At 65.9% G+C, this 14,929-nt stretch carries 16 protein-coding genes; 13 read left to right on the plus strand and 3 right to left on the minus strand.

Going from position 1 to position 14,929, the window contains the following annotated elements; all coding sequences use genetic code 11:
- Nucleotides 1-16: 16 nt before the first annotated feature.
- Genes MFM001_RS16460 through MFM001_RS16485 form a run of 6 tightly spaced genes read left to right on the plus strand, consistent with a single transcriptional unit; the run spans nt 17 to nt 5,712 of the window.
- On the plus strand, nt 17-772 hold the full coding sequence (locus MFM001_RS16460) for a deoxyribonuclease IV (protein WP_116376357.1): 756 nt from the start codon (nt 17-19) through the stop codon (nt 770-772).
- A gap of 3 nt (nt 773-775) precedes the next feature.
- On the plus strand, nt 776-1,615 hold the full coding sequence (locus MFM001_RS16465; RefSeq protein ID WP_116376358.1) for a PHB depolymerase family esterase: 840 nt from the start codon (nt 776-778) through the stop codon (nt 1,613-1,615).
- 47 nt (nt 1,616-1,662) lie between these two features.
- Nucleotides 1,663-3,291 carry an acyl-CoA dehydrogenase family protein gene (locus MFM001_RS16470; protein ID WP_116376359.1) on the plus strand — a complete coding sequence of 543 codons (1,629 nt, stop codon included), beginning with the start codon at nt 1,663-1,665 and terminating at the stop codon, nt 3,289-3,291.
- On the plus strand, nt 3,288-4,226 hold the full coding sequence (locus MFM001_RS16475; protein ID WP_116376360.1) for a crotonase/enoyl-CoA hydratase family protein: 939 nt from the start codon (nt 3,288-3,290) through the stop codon (nt 4,224-4,226). The genes MFM001_RS16470 and MFM001_RS16475 overlap by 4 nt, the downstream gene beginning before the upstream one ends.
- A 2-nt stretch (nt 4,227-4,228) precedes the next feature.
- Nucleotides 4,229-4,951: a PaaX family transcriptional regulator C-terminal domain-containing protein gene (locus MFM001_RS16480; protein ID WP_116376361.1), complete on the plus strand. Its 723-nt coding sequence runs from the start codon at nt 4,229-4,231 to the stop codon at nt 4,949-4,951.
- The gene (locus MFM001_RS16485) at nt 4,948-5,712 is read left to right on the plus strand and encodes a crotonase/enoyl-CoA hydratase family protein (RefSeq protein WP_116376362.1); all 765 of its coding nucleotides are present in this window, start codon (nt 4,948-4,950) and stop codon (nt 5,710-5,712) included. Before MFM001_RS16480 ends, MFM001_RS16485 begins: the two co-directional genes overlap by 4 nt.
- Before the next feature lie 17 nt (nt 5,713-5,729).
- Here MFM001_RS16485 and MFM001_RS16490 read toward each other — a convergent pair whose 3' ends face one another.
- Together MFM001_RS16490 and MFM001_RS16495 are read right to left on the minus strand one after the other, a co-directional pair.
- Complete coding sequence (locus MFM001_RS16490; protein ID WP_116376363.1) at nt 5,730-6,140, minus strand: DUF3060 domain-containing protein; 411 nt, start codon at nt 6,138-6,140, stop codon at nt 5,730-5,732.
- Nucleotides 6,141-6,187: 47 nt separating this feature from the next.
- On the minus strand, nt 6,188-6,520 hold the full coding sequence (locus tag MFM001_RS16495) for a DUF3060 domain-containing protein (RefSeq protein WP_238159247.1): 333 nt from the start codon (nt 6,518-6,520) through the stop codon (nt 6,188-6,190).
- A 199-nt stretch (nt 6,521-6,719) separates the two neighbouring features.
- Here MFM001_RS16495 and MFM001_RS16500 point away from each other — a divergent pair, with 199 nt between their 5' ends.
- The 6 genes from MFM001_RS16500 (at nt 6,720) to MFM001_RS16525 (ending at nt 12,936) form a co-directional block, all read left to right on the plus strand.
- Nucleotides 6,720-7,355, plus strand: coding sequence for a TetR/AcrR family transcriptional regulator (locus MFM001_RS16500; protein WP_116376365.1), 636 nt, complete (start codon nt 6,720-6,722; stop codon nt 7,353-7,355).
- A 225-nt stretch (nt 7,356-7,580) separates the two neighbouring features.
- Nucleotides 7,581-7,955 carry a 30S ribosomal protein S12 gene (rpsL, locus tag MFM001_RS16505; RefSeq protein WP_003879423.1) on the plus strand — a complete coding sequence of 125 codons (375 nt, stop codon included), beginning with the start codon at nt 7,581-7,583 and terminating at the stop codon, nt 7,953-7,955.
- Nucleotides 7,955-8,425 carry a 30S ribosomal protein S7 gene (gene rpsG / locus MFM001_RS16510; RefSeq protein ID WP_045382601.1) on the plus strand — a complete coding sequence of 157 codons (471 nt, stop codon included), beginning with the start codon at nt 7,955-7,957 and terminating at the stop codon, nt 8,423-8,425. The genes rpsL and rpsG overlap by 1 nt, the downstream gene beginning before the upstream one ends.
- A 70-nt stretch (nt 8,426-8,495) precedes the next feature.
- Complete coding sequence (fusA, locus tag MFM001_RS16515) at nt 8,496-10,601, plus strand: elongation factor G (RefSeq protein ID WP_116376366.1); 2,106 nt, start codon at nt 8,496-8,498, stop codon at nt 10,599-10,601.
- A gap of 99 nt (nt 10,602-10,700) precedes the next feature.
- A complete protein-coding gene (gene tuf / locus MFM001_RS16520; RefSeq protein ID WP_116376367.1) occupies nt 10,701-11,891 on the plus strand; it encodes an elongation factor Tu in 1,191 nt (396 codons plus the stop codon).
- 226 nt (nt 11,892-12,117) lie between these two features.
- Complete coding sequence (locus MFM001_RS16525) at nt 12,118-12,936, plus strand: mycofactocin-coupled SDR family oxidoreductase (protein WP_238159240.1); 819 nt, start codon at nt 12,118-12,120, stop codon at nt 12,934-12,936.
- A 12-nt stretch (nt 12,937-12,948) separates the two neighbouring features.
- Here MFM001_RS16525 and MFM001_RS16530 read toward each other — a convergent pair whose 3' ends face one another.
- The gene (locus MFM001_RS16530) at nt 12,949-14,169 is read right to left on the minus strand and encodes a cytochrome P450 (protein ID WP_116376453.1); all 1,221 of its coding nucleotides are present in this window, start codon (nt 14,167-14,169) and stop codon (nt 12,949-12,951) included.
- A gap of 188 nt (nt 14,170-14,357) precedes the next feature.
- On the opposite strand from MFM001_RS16530, the gene MFM001_RS16535 reads away from it, so the two are divergent.
- Nucleotides 14,358-14,903, plus strand: coding sequence for a TetR/AcrR family transcriptional regulator (locus tag MFM001_RS16535; RefSeq protein ID WP_116376369.1), 546 nt, complete (start codon nt 14,358-14,360; stop codon nt 14,901-14,903).
- Nucleotides 14,904-14,929 lie beyond the last annotated feature (26 nt).

Raw genomic sequence — 14,929 nt, forward strand, 5'->3', positions numbered from 1 at the left:
GCCTAGACTGAGCGCCGTGCTTATCGGTTCGCATGTAAGCCCGCAGGATCCACTGGCCGCCGCCGCGGCCGAAGGCGCCGAGGCGGTGCAGATCTTCCTCGGCAATCCGCAGAGCTGGAAGGCGCCCAAGCCGCGCGACGACGCCGCCCAGCTCAAGGCGTCGAGCATCCCGGTCTACGTCCATGCGCCATACCTGATCAACGTCGCGTCGGCGAACAACCGGGTGCGGATCCCGTCGCGCAAGATCTTGCAGGACACCTGCAATGCGGCGGCCGACATCGGGGCCGCGGCGGTGATCGTGCACGGCGGGCATGTCGCGGAGGACAACGACATCGACGCCGGTTTCGAGCGGTGGCGCAAGGCGCTCGACCGGCTCGAGACCGAGGTCCCGGTCTATCTGGAGAACACCGCCGGCGGCGACCACGCGATGGCCCGCCACTTCGACACCATCGGCCGGCTCTGGGATCACATCGGTGACACCGGCATCGGGTTCTGCCTGGACACCTGCCACGCCTGGGCGGCGGGCGAAGCGCTGGTCGACGCCGTCGATCGCATCAAGGCGATCACCGGCCGGATCGACTTGGTGCACTGCAACGACTCCAAGGACGGGCCGGGGTCAGGCCGCGACCGCCACGCCAACTTCGGCACCGGGCAGATCGACCCGGAGTTACTCGTCGCGGTCGTCAAAGCCGCTGGCGCGCCGGTGATTTGCGAAACCGCCGACGAGGGCCGCAAGGACGACATCGCCTTCCTCCGCGACCGCGTCGGCTAAGCCATGGTCGCTCGGCTCGCTGCGCTACTCGGTGTGCTCGTCACGGTCGCGGCGTGTGCGGCGTCCCCGCCCGCGACTGCGGAATTGCCGGACGGCACCAGCGTGCACAGGATCAGTATCGGCGGCCTGGACCGGACCTATCGGGTGTACAAGCCGGCCGGCCTGCCGGAGTCGGCGCCGCTGGTGGTGATGCTGCACGGCGGGTTCGGCAGCGCGCGGCAAGCCGAAAAGGCTTACGGCTGGAACCAATTGGCCGACTCGATGAAATTTCTGGTCGCCTACCCCGACGGGGTCGGGCGGGCCTGGAACACCGGCGGTGGATGCTGCGGGCAGCCCAGCCGCGACGGCGTCGACGACGTCGGCTTCATCACCGCGACCGTCACCGAGATCAGCCACGCGATCGGGGTCGACGCGTCGCGGATCTACGCCGCAGGGATCAGCAACGGCGGCATCATGGCCTACACGCTGGCGTGCCATACCGGCATGTTCGCGGCGATCGGCCCCGATGCTGCCACTCAACTCGACCCGTGCACGTCGCCGCATCGCACCTCGGTGATGCACATCCACGGCACCGGCGACCAAAACATTCGCTACAGCGGCGGACGCGGCGCCGGCGTCGCGCACATCGACGGGCCGCCCGTGCCGCAGGTGAATGCCTTCTGGCGCAACGTCGACCACTGCGCGCCGCCGACGAGCAGCACCGAGCGCCGGGTTACCACCTCGACGGCCGAGTGTCCCGACAACCGCAGCGTCGTCCTGATGACAGTCGACGGCGGTGGCCATGAGTGGCCGCAATTCGCGACGCCGACGCTGTGGCGGTTTTTCGCCGCCCACGCCGACTGAGTATTACGTCTCTTGTGCGGTTGTCGAAAAAGTGTAACACTGAGGGCATGCCAGACACGCATGTCGTCACCAACCAGGTCCCGCCGCTGGAAGACCACAACCCCGCCACGTCGCCGGTTCTCGTCGAGGCGCTGATCCGCGAGGGCGGCCAGTGGGGACTGGACGAGGTCGCCGAGCTCGGCGCAATCTCCGGTTCGGCCCAGACCCAGCGCTGGGGTGAGCTGGCCGACCGCAACCGGCCGATCCTGCACACGCACGATCGTTACGGCCACCGCATCGACGAGGTCGAATACGACCCCGCCTATCACGAGCTGATGCGCACGGCCATTGCGCACGGTCTGCACGCGGCCCCGTGGGCGGACGCGAAGCCGGGCGCGCACGTGGTGCGGGCCGCCAAGACCAGCGTGTGGACCGCCGAACCCGGCCACATGTGCCCGATCTCGATGACCTACGCCGTCGTGCCCGCGTTGCGGCACAACCCGGAGCTGGCAAAGGTTTACGAGCCACTGCTGACCAGCCGGGTCTACGACCCGGAACTCAAGGTGCCTACGGCGAAGGCCGGGATCACCGCGGGCATGTCGATGACCGAGAAGCAGGGCGGCTCCGACGTCCGCGCCGGCACCACCCAGGCCGTCCGCAACGCCGACGGCAGCTACAGCCTGACCGGGCACAAGTGGTTCACCTCGGCGCCGATGTGCGACATCTTTCTAGTGCTGGCCCAGGCGCCGGGCGGGTTGTCGTGCTTCATGCTGCCGCGGGTACTGCCCGACGGCAGCCGCAACCGAATGTTGTTGCAGCGTCTCAAGGACAAGCTCGGCAACCACGCCAACGCCTCCAGCGAAGTCGAGTACGACGGGGCCATCGCCTGGCTGGTCGGCGAGGAGGGCCGCGGTGTGCCGACCATCATCGAGATGGTCAACCTGACCCGGCTGGACTGCGCGCTGGGCAGCGCCACCAGCATGCGCAGCGGGCTGACCCGCGCCGTGCACCACGCCCAGCACCGCAAGGCGTTCGGCGCATACCTGATCGACCAGCCGCTGATGCGTAATGTGCTGGCGGACTTAGCGGTTGAGGCCGAGGCGGCCACCATGGTCGCGATGCGGATGGCCGGCGCCACCGACAACGCGGTGCGCGGCGACGAGACCGAGGCGATGCTGCGCCGGATCGGGCTGGCCGCCGCCAAGTACTGGGTGTGCAAGCGGGCCACCCCGCACGCCGCCGAGGCGATGGAATGCCTGGGCGGAAACGGCTACATCGAGGACTTCGGCATGCCGCGGCTCTACCGCGAGGCTCCGCTGATGGGCATCTGGGAGGGTTCTGGCAACGTCAGCGCGCTGGATACCTTGCGCGCCATGGCAACTCGGCCCGAATGCGTCGAGGTGCTGTTCGCCGACCTGGCCCAGAGCTCGGGCCAGGACCCGCGGCTGGACGCACACGTCGAGCGCCTGCGGCCGCAACTCGGCGATTTCGACACGATCCAGTACCGGGCCCGCAAGGTCGCCGAGGACATCTGCCTGGCGCTGCAGGGATCGCTGCTGGTGCGCCATGGCCACCCCGCCGTCGCCGAGGCGTTCCTGGCCACCCGGCTCGGCGGCCAGTGGGGCGGCGCCTACGGCACCATGCCCACGGGGCTGGACCTGGCGCCGATCCTCGAGCGTGCAATGGTCAAGGGATGACGCACGCGATCCGACCGGTCGACTTCGACAACCTGAAGACGATGACCTACGAGGTCACCGACCGGGTTGCGCGAATCACCTTCAACCGCCCCGAAAAGGGCAACGCGATCATCGCGGACACCCCGCTGGAGCTCTCGGCGCTCGTTGAGCGTGCCGACCTGGACCCCAATGTGCACGTCATCTTGGTCTCTGGGCGCGGTGAAGGGTTTTGTGCCGGTTTCGATTTGAGCGCCTACGCCGACCGGACCTCCTCGGCCGGCGGCACCGGGCCGTACCAGGGCACCGTGCTCGACGGCAAGACCCAGGCCGTCAACCACCTGCCGGACCGGCCGTGGGACCCGATGATCGACTACCAGATGATGAGCCGGTTCGTGCGCGGGTTCTCGTCGCTGATGCACGCCGACAAGCCGACGGTGGTCAAGATTCACGGCTACTGCGTGGCCGGCGGTACCGACATTGCGCTGCACGCCGACCAGGTGATCGCCGCCGCGGACGCCAAGATCGGCTACCCGCCGACCAGGGTGTGGGGAGTCCCTGCGGCGGGACTGTGGGCGCACCGGCTCGGCGACCAGCGCGCCAAACGCCTTCTGCTGACCGGCGATTGCATCACCGGCGCGCAAGCCGCCGAGTGGGGCCTGGCCGTCGAGGCGCCGGACCCGAAGGATCTCGACGAGCGCACCGAGCGACTGGTGCAACGTATCGCCGCCGTGCCGGTCAACCAGCTGATCATGGTCAAGCTCGCGCTGAACACGGCGCTGCTGCAGCAGGGTGTAGCGACCAGCAGAATGGTCAGCACCGTGTTCGACGGCGTCGCGCGGCACACGCCCGAGGGCCACGCGTTCGTCGCCGACGCGGTCGAACACGGCTTCCGGGACGCGGTCAAGCACCGCGACGAGCCGTTCGGCGACTACGGTCGCCAAGCGTCCGGGGTGTAGGCATGCGCAAGATGACCGCGCGCTCGGTCGTGCTGTCGGTGCTGCTGGGTGCTCACCCGGCGTGGGCCAGCGCCGCCGAATTGGTCAGGCTCACCGCCGATTTCGGCATCAAGGAGCCGACGCTAAGGGTGGCGCTGACGCGCATGGTCAGCAACGGCGACCTGATCCGGTCTGCCGATGGCTACCGGCTCTCCGACCGGCTGCTGGCCCGCCAGCGCCGTCAGGACGAGGCGATCAGCCTGCGGGTAAAGCCCTGGCGCGGCTACTGGACCACATTGATCGTCACCAGCATAGGCACCGACGCGCGCACTCGCGCGGCGCTGCGAACCACGTTGCACGACAAGCGTTTCGGCGAACTGCGGGAAGGAGTGTGGATGCGGCCGGACAACCTGCCGCTCGAGCTGGACGCCGAGATCCGTGGCCGGCTGCGCATCCTCAAGGCCCGCGACGACGCGCCCGACGAGCTGGCCGGTCGGCTGTGGGACCTCCCGGGGTGGTCGCAGGCCGGCCACGACTTGCTCGACGAGATGGCCGCCGCCCCCGACATTCCCGGCAGGTTCGTGGTGGCCGCCGCAATGGTTCGCCACCTGCTGAGCGACCCGATGCTGCCGACCGAGCTGCTGCCCGCCGACTGGCCCGGCGCTCAAGTGCGCGCCGCTTACCACGACTTCGCCGCCGAACTGACCAAGCGGCGCAACCAAACCCAACTAGTGGAGGCGACATGAGCGAGCCGGTACGGGTGGAACGCAACGGCCCCGTGACCACGGTGATCCTGAACCGGCCGGAGGCCCGCAACGCTGTCAACGGCCCGACGGCGGCCGCGTTGTTCGCCGCATTCGAGGAGTTCGACCGCGACGATGCCGCGTCGGTGGCCGTGCTGTGGGGTGACGGCGGAACCTTCTGCGCCGGAGCCGATTTGAAGGCCTTCGGCACGCCGGACACCAACCAAGTGCACCGCACCGGCCCCGGTCCGATGGGCCCGACGCGCATGGTGTTGTCCAAGCCGGTGATCGCCGCGGTCAGCGGGTACGCGGTGGCCGGTGGCCTGGAATTGGCGTTGTGGTGCGATCTGCGGGTCGCCGAGGAGGACGCGGTGTTCGGAGTGTTCTGCCGGCGCTGGGGAGTTCCGCTGATCGACGGCGGCACCATCCGGCTGCCGCGACTGATCGGACACAGCCGGGCGATGGACATGATTCTCACCGGCCGCGGCGTCGACGCCACCGAAGCCCACGCGATCGGCTTGGCCAACCGGGTCGTGCCCAAGGGGCAGGCCCGTCAGGCCGCCGAGGAGTTGGCGGCGCAGTTGGCCGCGTTGCCGCAGCAATGCATGCGGTCGGATCGGCTCTCAGCGCTACACCAATGGGGCACAACCGAATCGGACGCGCTGGACTACGAATTCGCCAGCATCTCCCGCGTCAGCGCCGAGGCGATGGAAGGCGCGGGGCGCTTCGCGGCCGGCGCCGGCCGCCACGGCGCCAGCGCCTAACGGCGCGAGCAGACGCACTAACCCTTGCTGATGTTGTTGCCCGAACCGAGGTTGTCGACTTTGGGGTCGCCGTTCTTGTAGGTGATCGTGTTGTTGAGTCCGACGACGCTGAGTTGCTTGTCGATCTTGTCGAAGGTGATCTTGTTGTCGGCGCCGCCGATGCTCACCGTCCCGCAGGTGCCCTTGACGGTCAGCGTGTTGTTGGAGCCGCCGACATTTAGCGACTTCCCGTCGGCGCAATCGAGATCGGTTGTGGTTCCGAATGATCCGTAGTTGATCGTGTTGCCGACCTCGAACTGTGCGCCGGTGCTTCCGCTGGTGGTACTGGTGCTGGTCGACGGCGTCGCATTCTTCTCATGCGATCCGCAGCCGGCCAGACCTGAAACCACCACTGCCGTCGACAGCGCCAGAATCGTGTACGCGCGCATTCTTCCTCGATTCTCCGTTGTAACTGGATTGTCGCTGGTGTAGAAACTCACGCCGCACGGTTGATGCGGTTGACCATGCCCAGTTCGCGGCCGCGGTCCCAAATGACCGGGTCGCCGCCTCGGAAGTAGACCGTCTCGTCGGAGCCATAGACCGTGATGTCGTTGACGACGGTGTCGGCGACGACGGTGTTACCCGAACCCATCACCGTCACCGCCCAGCAGGTTCCCAGCGCGTTGACGGAGTTGTATGTGCCGTTGACGATCAGCGTGGCGTTGTTGCAGTCCACCGTCTGCTCGACGCCTTCGCCGGTGATGTGGGTGTCACCGTTCTTGGCGGATGCGGTTGGGGCCCCGGCGAAGAATGTGAAACCAACGGCGATCGCACAGGCCGCCGACGTGCGACCAAGGGTCGTCCATTTCACCGCGCGTTCCTCTCGCCGTGGCGGGTGCTCTGCTCGAGGAGAGCCTACGTGCATCGCCCTGTCCGATGGCCGCCTTCCGGCATTTGTCAACTAGAGTTCTTCGCTGACCCTGATCCAATTGCGAAAGCGGGTCGAGGCAAACCGAAGGGCGATCACCATGGCAGCAGAGCCGGAAACACCGGGTGGTCGCTCGCGCGCCGGGGCCAAGTCGACGGCCCGCCCGGCGAAGCTGAGCCGCGACATCATCATCAACGCGGCGCTCACCTTCCTGGATCGGGAGGGCTGGGACGCGCTGACCATCAACGCGCTGGCGACGCAGCTGGGGACCAAGGGGCCGTCGCTCTACAACCACGTGCACAGCCTCGAGGACCTGCGCCGCACGGTGCGCATGCGGGTGATCGACGACATCATCACGATGCTCAACCGGGTCGGAGAGGGCCGGGCTCGTGACGACGCCGTGCTGGTCATGGCCGGCGCCTACCGCAGCTACGCCCATCACCACCCGGGCCGCTATTCCGCGTTCACCCGGATGCCGCTCGGTGGCGACGACCCCGAATACACCGCCGCCACCCGGGCCGCGGCCGCGCCGGTCATCTCGGTGCTGACCTCCTACGGCCTGGACGGCGAGGAAGCCTTCTACGCGGCGCTGGAGTTCTGGTCGGCGCTGCACGGGTTCGTGTTGCTCGAGATGACCGGGGTGATGGACGAGATCGACACCGACGCGGTGTTCTCCGACATGGTGCTGCGGCTGGCGGCCGGCCTGGAACGTCGCAGCGGAGCCAACGCGGGGTAGGCGGTTAATCGCCGCTTTGACCTGCCCGACCAGCGGCGGGTATTGTTGATGCTCGCGCCTGGCCTCGTACGGCGCCTTCGGTGACGAAAGGCGTGCCGCCGGGCCAATTCGCATGTCCATGACGCAACGGATGAATCCGGGGCGGGCGCGTGCGACACGCCCGGTCGCGGGGTACCGCGGTGGGGCGTAACTGCAGTACAGGGACTTACAACAGAAAGCCGGTAGATGCCAACCATTCAGCAGCTGGTCCGCAAGGGGCGCCGCGACAAGATCGGCAAGGTCAAGACCGCGGCCCTCAAGGGCAGCCCGCAGCGCCGTGGCGTGTGCACGCGCGTGTACACCACGACTCCGAAGAAGCCGAACTCGGCGCTTCGGAAGGTCGCGCGCGTCAAGCTGACCAGCCAGGTTGAAGTCACCGCATACATCCCCGGCGAGGGCCACAACCTGCAGGAGCACTCGATGGTGCTGGTGCGTGGCGGCCGGGTGAAGGACCTGCCCGGCGTGCGCTACAAGATCATCCGCGGCTCGCTCGACACCCAGGGTGTCAAGAACCGCAAGCAGGCTCGTAGCCGCTACGGCGCCAAGAAGGAGAAGAGCTGATGCCGCGCAAGGGCCCCGCGCCGAAGCGTCCGCTGGTCAACGACCCGGTCTACGGGTCGCAGCTGGTTACCCAGCTGGTGAACAAGGTTCTCCTGAAAGGGAAGAAATCCCTCGCCGAACGCATTGTTTACGGTGCGCTCGAACAGGCCCGCGAGAAGACCGGCACCGATCCGGTGATTACGCTCAAGCGGGCTCTCGACAACGTCAAGCCGGCCCTGGAGGTCCGCAGCCGCCGCGTCGGTGGTGCCACCTACCAGGTGCCCGTCGAGGTGCGTCCCGACCGGTCCACCACGCTGGCGCTGCGCTGGCTGGTCAGCTTCTCCCGGCAACGTCGGGAGAAGACCATGGTCGAGCGTCTGGCAAACGAGATTCTGGATGCCAGCAATGGCCTCGGGGCTTCCGTCAAGCGGCGTGAGGACACCCACAAGATGGCCGAGGCAAACCGCGCCTTCGCGCACTATCGCTGGTGACCGCCCCGGCGATGCGGCCGGAGGCGAAACGAACAGCTAACCAAGCAACGATGAGAGTGGGAAGACTTCTGTGGCACAGAAGGACGTGCTAACCGACCTGAGTAAGGTCCGCAACTTCGGCATCATGGCGCACATCGATGCCGGCAAGACGACGACGACGGAACGCATCCTCTACTACACCGGCATCAACTACAAGATCGGTGAGGTCCACGACGGCGCCGCCACGATGGACTGGATGGAGCAGGAGCAGGAGCGGGGGATCACGATCACCTCCGCCGCCACCACCACGTTCTGGAAAGACAACCAGCTCAACATCATCGACACGCCCGGGCACGTCGACTTCACCGTCGAGGTGGAGCGCAACCTGCGGGTGCTCGACGGCGCCGTGGCCGTGTTCGACGGCAAGGAAGGCGTCGAGCCGCAGTCCGAGCAGGTGTGGCGGCAAGCCGACAAATACGACGTTCCGCGGATCTGCTTCGTCAACAAGATGGACAAGATCGGCGCCGACTTCTACTTCTCGGTCAAGACTATGGAGGAGCGGCTCGGCGCCAACGCGGTGCCGATCCAGCTGCCGATCGGCTCCGAGAGCGAGTTCGAGGGCGTCGTCGACCTGGTCGAGATGAACGCCAAGGTCTGGCGCGGCGAAACCAAGCTCGGCGAGACCTACGACACCGTCGACATCCCGGCCGAGCTGGCCGAGACCGCCGAGGAGTACCGCACGAAGCTGCTCGAGATCGTTGCCGAGACCGACGAAGAGCTGCTGGAGAAGTACGTCGGCGGCGAGGAGATCACCGTCGACGAGATCAAGGCGGCGATCCGCAAGCTGACGATCGCCAGCGAGATCTACCCCGTGCTGTGCGGCAGCGCGTTCAAGAACAAAGGCGTGCAGCCAATGCTGGACGCGGTCGTCGACTACCTGCCGTCGCCGCTGGACGTTCCGCCGGCGACCGGGCACGCGCCCGGCAACGAGGACGAGGAGATCGTTCGCCACGCCAGCACCGACGAGCCGTTCTCCGCGCTGGCCTTCAAGATCGCCACGCACCCGTTCTTCGGCAAGCTGACCTACATCCGCGTCTACTCCGGCACCGTCGACTCCGGCAGCCAGGTCATCAACGCCACCAAGGGCAAAAAGGAGCGGCTGGGCAAGCTGTTCCAGATGCACTCCAACAAGGAGAACCCGGTCGAGAAGGCGAGCGCGGGCCACATCTACGCGGTGATCGGCCTCAAGGACACCACCACCGGCGACACCTTGAGCGACCCGAACCATCAGGTCGTGCTGGAGTCGATGACGTTCCCGGACCCGGTCATCGAGGTGGCCATCGAGCCGAAGACCAAGAGTGACCAGGAGAAGCTGAGCCTGTCGATCCAGAAGCTCGCCGAGGAGGACCCGACCTTCAAGGTGCACCTGGATCAGGAGACCGGCCAGACCGTGATCGGCGGCATGGGGGAGCTGCACCTCGACATCCTGGTCGACCGGATGCGCCGCGAATTCAAGGTCGAGGCCAACGTCGGCAAGCCGCAGGTGGCGTACAAGGAGACCATCCGCCGCAAGGTGGAGAACGTCGAGTACACCCACAAGAAGCAGACCGGCGGCTCGGGGCAGTTCGCCAAGGTCATCATCACCGTCGAGCCGTTCACCGGCGAGGACGGCGCCACCTACGAGTTCGAGAACAAGGTCACCGGTGGCCGGGTGCCCCGCGAGTACATCCCATCGGTGGACGCCGGCGCCCAGGACGCCATGCAGTACGGCGTGCTGGCCGGCTACCCGCTGGTGAATTTGAAGGTCACGCTGCAAGACGGCGCGTTCCACGAGGTGGACTCGTCGGAGATGGCGTTCAAGATCGCCGGTTCGCAGGCACTGAAAAAGGCTGCCGGACAAGCGCAGCCGGTGATCCTGGAACCGATCATGGCCGTCGAGGTCACCACGCCCGAGGACTACATGGGCGACGTGATCGGCGACCTGAACTCCCGCCGTGGTCAAATCCAGGCCATGGAGGAGCGCGGCGGCGCACGTGTCGTCAAGGCGCACGTGCCGCTGTCGGAGATGTTCGGCTACGTCGGCGACCTGCGGTCGAAGACTCAAGGCCGGGCGAACTACTCCATGGTGTTCGACTCCTACGCCGAAGTGCCGGCGAACGTGTCGAAGGAGATCATCGCGAAGGCGACGGGCGAGTGATCTTGCCCGGGGAGTAACCTTGCCCGGTCACTACCGGGGCACAACTGAAACCATCAACACTGCTTTTTTAAGCACCAACAAGTCCAGGAGGACACAGAAGTGGCGAAGGCGAAGTTCGAGCGGACGAAGCCGCACGTCAACATCGGGACCATCGGTCACGTTGACCACGGCAAGACCACGCTGACCGCGGCTATTACCAAGGTCCTGCACGACAAGTACCCGGAGTTGAACGAGTCGCGGGCATTCGACCAGATCGACAACGCGCCCGAGGAGCGTCAGCGCGGTATCACCATCAACATCTCCCACGTGGAGTACCAGACCGAGAAGCGTCACTACGCGCACGTCGACGCCCCGGGCCACGCCGACTACATCAAGAACATGATCACCGGCGCCGCCCAGATGGACGGCGCGATCCTGGTGGTCGCCGCCACGGACGGCCCGATGCCGCAGACTCGCGAGCACGTGCTGCTGGCCCGTCAGGTCGGGGTGCCCTACATCCTGGTCGCTCTGAACAAGGCCGACATGGTCGACGACGAGGAGCTGCTCGAGCTCGTCGAGATGGAGGTCCGTGAGCTGCTGGCCGCCCAGGAGTTCGACGAGGACGCCCCCGTGGTCAAGGTATCGGCGCTCAAGGCACTCGAGGGCGACCCGAAGTGGGTCGAGGGCATCGAGGAGCTGATGGCCGCGGTCGACGAGTCGATTCCGGACCCGGTCCGCGACACCGACAAGCCGTTCCTGATGCCGGTCGAGGACGTGTTCACGATCACCGGTCGCGGCACCGTCGTCACCGGTCGTGTCGAGCGCGGCGTGATCAACGTCAACGAGGAAGTCGAGATCGTCGGTATCCGCCCGGAGACCACCAAGACCACGGTCACCGGTGTGGAGATGTTCCGCAAGCTGCTCGACCAGGGCCAGGCCGGTGACAACGTCGGTCTGCTGCTGCGCGGTGTCAAGCGTGAGGACGTGGAGCGCGGCCAGGTGGTCACCAAGCCCGGCACCACCACGCCGCACACCGAGTTCGAGGGTCAGGTCTACATCCTGAGCAAGGACGAGGGCGGCCGGCACACGCCGTTCTTCAACAACTACCGTCCGCAGTTCTACTTCCGCACCACCGACGTGACCGGTGTGGTGACGCTGCCGGAGGGCACCGAGATGGTGATGCCCGGTGACAACACCGACATCTCGGTGAAGCTGATCCAGCCCGTCGCCATGGACGAGGGTCTGCGGTTCGCCATCCGCGAGGGTGGCCGCACCGTCGGCGCCGGCCGGGTGACCAAGATCGTCAAGTAGTTTCTGCCAGGCGTAATAAGCCCCCGAAATCTCGAATTTCGGGGGCTTTTACGTCTGCAGGAGTTGGAGCGGCTGCTCCAGTCGGGTGCGGTCACCGGCGAGGAGCATGCCAGCAAACGCGCCCAGATCATTGCCGAAATCCGAAGCAGGCAGCGGATCGGGCCCCACTAGAACACGTTTCAATTTTGCTGCTAGCCTGATTTGCAGTCGGTGGAAGGGGCGTCGTTTGTCAGGTTCGTTGCACGGCCGGGTGGCATTTGTCACCGGGGCCGCCCGCGGTCAGGGACGCTCCCACGCTGTCCGGTTGGCGCGCGAAGGCGCCGACATCATCGCGCTGGACATCTGCGCGCCGGTGTCCGACAGCATCACCTACCCGGCGGCCACCACGCAGGACCTTGCCGAGACCGTCCGCGCCGTGGAAGCCGAAGGACGCAAAGTGCTGGCGCGCGAAGTCGATATCCGCGACGACGCCGCGCTGCGCCAGTTGGTGGCCGACGGCGTCGAGCAGTTCGGCCGGCTCGACATCCTCGTGGCGAATGCCGGTGTGCTGAGCTGGGGACGGGTTTGGGAACTCACCGACGACCAGTGGGATGCCGTCATCGGCGTCAACCTGACGGGCACCTGGCGCACCATTCGCGCGGTGGTTCCCGCCATGATCGCCGCCGGCAACGGCGGGTCGATCGTGGTGGTCAGCTCGTCGGCAGGATTGAAGGCCACGCCGGGCAACGGTCACTACGCGGCGTCCAAGTACGGGCTCGTCGGGCTGGCCAACACGCTGGCACTCGAGCTCGGCGAATTCGGTATCCGGGTCAACTCCATTCACCCGTATTCGGTGGACACCCCGATGATCGAGCCGGAAGCAATGACCGAGGTTTTCGCCAGGCATCCGCATTACATCCACAGCTTCGCGCCAATGCCGTTGCAGCCCAACGGCTTTATGACGGTCGACGAGGTGTCCGATGTCGTGGTATGGCTGGCCGGTGACGGTTCGGGCACTTTGTCGGGTGCGCAGATTCCCGTCGACAAGGGCGTGCTCAAGTACTGACAATCACGGCCGCTACTCGTAAGCCAGTTGCAGACGTTCGAGGCGTCGCACCAGAAGGCTCGGCAGCCACCGGCCGGTTTCAGCCGCTTCGAGTTTCGACGTGTGATCAAGGAGCTGACGAAGCACGACACGGGCTTCCAACCTGGCGAGCGCGGCTCCGGGGCAGAAGTGCGTGCCCTTGCCGAACGTGATGTGCCCCTTCCCGGCGGGACGGTCGAGGCGGAATTCGTCCGGGTTATCGAAATGCGATGGATCGCGGTTGGCCGCTCCCCACAGCAGGAGTAGTCGCGAATGCGCGGGGAGGTCGACACCACACAATGTGGTGTCGCGGACGACGTGGCGGTAATGCCCCCGGAACGGTGGTTCGTAGCGCAACACTTCCTCGAGAAATGCACCGAGGAGGTCCGGTTGGTCGCGCACCCGCTGTTGGATATCTGGGCGCGTCGCCAAAATCCAAGCTGCGGAACCGATTAACGAGGCCGTGGATTCGCCGCCGGCACTGAACAGCATGATCATTATCGCCAAAGCCGTCACCTCGGCCACTTCGCCCGAGGCGCATGCTGTGGCGAGGTCGCCGAGCAGATTGTCCTGCGGGTTGGCCGCAGCCTTTTGAAACTGTTCGGTGATGTAGCCGCCGAGTTCCATCACCGCGATGCCTGAGGCGGTGAGCTGTTCGGAGTTGACGAGCCCTTCGACGACTTGGGTTGTGGCATAACCCCATCGGACGAGCCTGTCGATGTCCTCGTCGGGAACGCCGATGATTCGCCCGACAATCATCATCGGCAACCGATTCGCCACAGCGCTCATCCATTCGATGGATCCGTTGCGGCTGTTGGCATTCCACAACTGATCGGCAGTTTCCACGATGAAAGGCTCGAAGGTGCGAATGCGTTTGGCCGCCAATTGCGGTGTCAGCAACTTTCGATGGACGGCATGCGCGGGGTCGTCGGCCGTGGCCAGCGCCTGGGTTTCTCCGCCGAGTTCTCCCACCGGGAAAGCGGCCACTGTGTCGTCGGGCTGATACATCATCGTCGCGGTCAGGTTTGCGGAGAAATCCTCCGGACGCGCGATGGCATCGTTGATGGCATCCCAACTGCACACCGCATAGAAACCGGAATCGCCGATCTGGTGCACCGGACCCTCTGCGAGCATGCGCGCGTAAAGCGGGTAGGGGTCCTGGACGAACCGATCGTGGAATAGCTCGATACCGAGGCGACCATCCAAAGCCGTCATTTCTTCAAAATGCTCGGCGCCACCCTGCAGCGTCAAGCGGTTCGGTCGAAGCTGAAATCGCCGGTGGAGGCCGACGGAGGCTGTCGTCTCAATGAAGCTTGTCTATAAGGGGGAAGCCTGAAACATAGTGCCGTTCGTGTCTCAGATTTGAGAAGATGAAAGCCTTCGGGTGTGAGGGGCTCGTAACGATGGTTCGAGAAGATTGGGTCGTCGGCGGCGATCGTCGCCGGCTTGCCGCGGAGCGCATCTATGCGGCCGCCACGGAACTAATTGTCCGCAAAGGACTGGACGCCTTCGACATCGAAACTCTGGCCGCCCACGTCCACTGTTCGCGCGCCACCATCTATCGCTATGCGGGTGGAAAAGCCCAAATACGCGACGTGGTTCTGATGCGCATGGCGGCTCGCATTGTCGACACCGTCCGGCGCGCCGTCGAGGGTCTTAGCGGGTCGCAGCGCGTGATGACCGCGATCATGGTGGCGTTGGAAGAGATCAGGTCCGATCCGATGCGCCGGTTGATGCGCGACGCGAGTACCGCCCTCGACTTGGGGGATTTGCACTCGTCGCCGATGCTGGCCCATCTCGCCGCCGAGCTCACCGGCATCGCCGACGACGACCCCCAGGCGGCGCAATGGATCGTCCGCGTGGTCGTGTCGCTGGCGTATTGGCCAATCGGCGACAGCCTTCGTGAAGAAGACATGCTGAGGCGGTTCGTTACACCCGCGTTCAACTAGTCCCGTCATTTTTGCGCGGGTTGCGG

The sequence above is a fragment of the Mycobacterium sp. MFM001 genome (assembly GCF_003402475.1).
Classification (GTDB): domain Bacteria; phylum Actinomycetota; class Actinomycetes; order Mycobacteriales; family Mycobacteriaceae; genus Mycobacterium.

Excerpts from the sequence above, each read along its gene's own strand:
- MFM001_RS16465 (WP_116376358.1), top strand. The coding sequence starts at position 776 with ATGGTCGCTCGGCTCGCTGCGCTACTCGGTGTGCTCGTCACGGTCGCG.
- MFM001_RS16470 (WP_116376359.1), top strand. The coding sequence starts at position 1,663 with ATGCCAGACACGCATGTCGTCACCAACCAGGTCCCGCCGCTGGAAGAC.
- MFM001_RS16475 (WP_116376360.1), top strand. The coding sequence starts at position 3,288 with ATGACGCACGCGATCCGACCGGTCGACTTCGACAACCTGAAGACGATG.
- MFM001_RS16480 (WP_116376361.1), top strand. The coding sequence starts at position 4,229 with ATGCGCAAGATGACCGCGCGCTCGGTCGTGCTGTCGGTGCTGCTGGGT.
- MFM001_RS16485 (WP_116376362.1), top strand. The coding sequence starts at position 4,948 with ATGAGCGAGCCGGTACGGGTGGAACGCAACGGCCCCGTGACCACGGTG.
- MFM001_RS16490 (WP_116376363.1), bottom strand. The coding sequence starts at position 6,140 with ATGCGCGCGTACACGATTCTGGCGCTGTCGACGGCAGTGGTGGTTTCA.
- MFM001_RS16500 (WP_116376365.1), top strand. The coding sequence starts at position 6,720 with ATGGCAGCAGAGCCGGAAACACCGGGTGGTCGCTCGCGCGCCGGGGCC.
- rpsL (WP_003879423.1), top strand. The coding sequence starts at position 7,581 with ATGCCAACCATTCAGCAGCTGGTCCGCAAGGGGCGCCGCGACAAGATC.
- rpsG (WP_045382601.1), top strand. The coding sequence starts at position 7,955 with ATGCCGCGCAAGGGCCCCGCGCCGAAGCGTCCGCTGGTCAACGACCCG.
- MFM001_RS16530 (WP_116376453.1), bottom strand. The coding sequence starts at position 14,169 with ATGACGGCTTTGGATGGTCGCCTCGGTATCGAGCTATTCCACGATCGG.
- MFM001_RS16535 (WP_116376369.1), top strand. The coding sequence starts at position 14,358 with ATGGTTCGAGAAGATTGGGTCGTCGGCGGCGATCGTCGCCGGCTTGCC.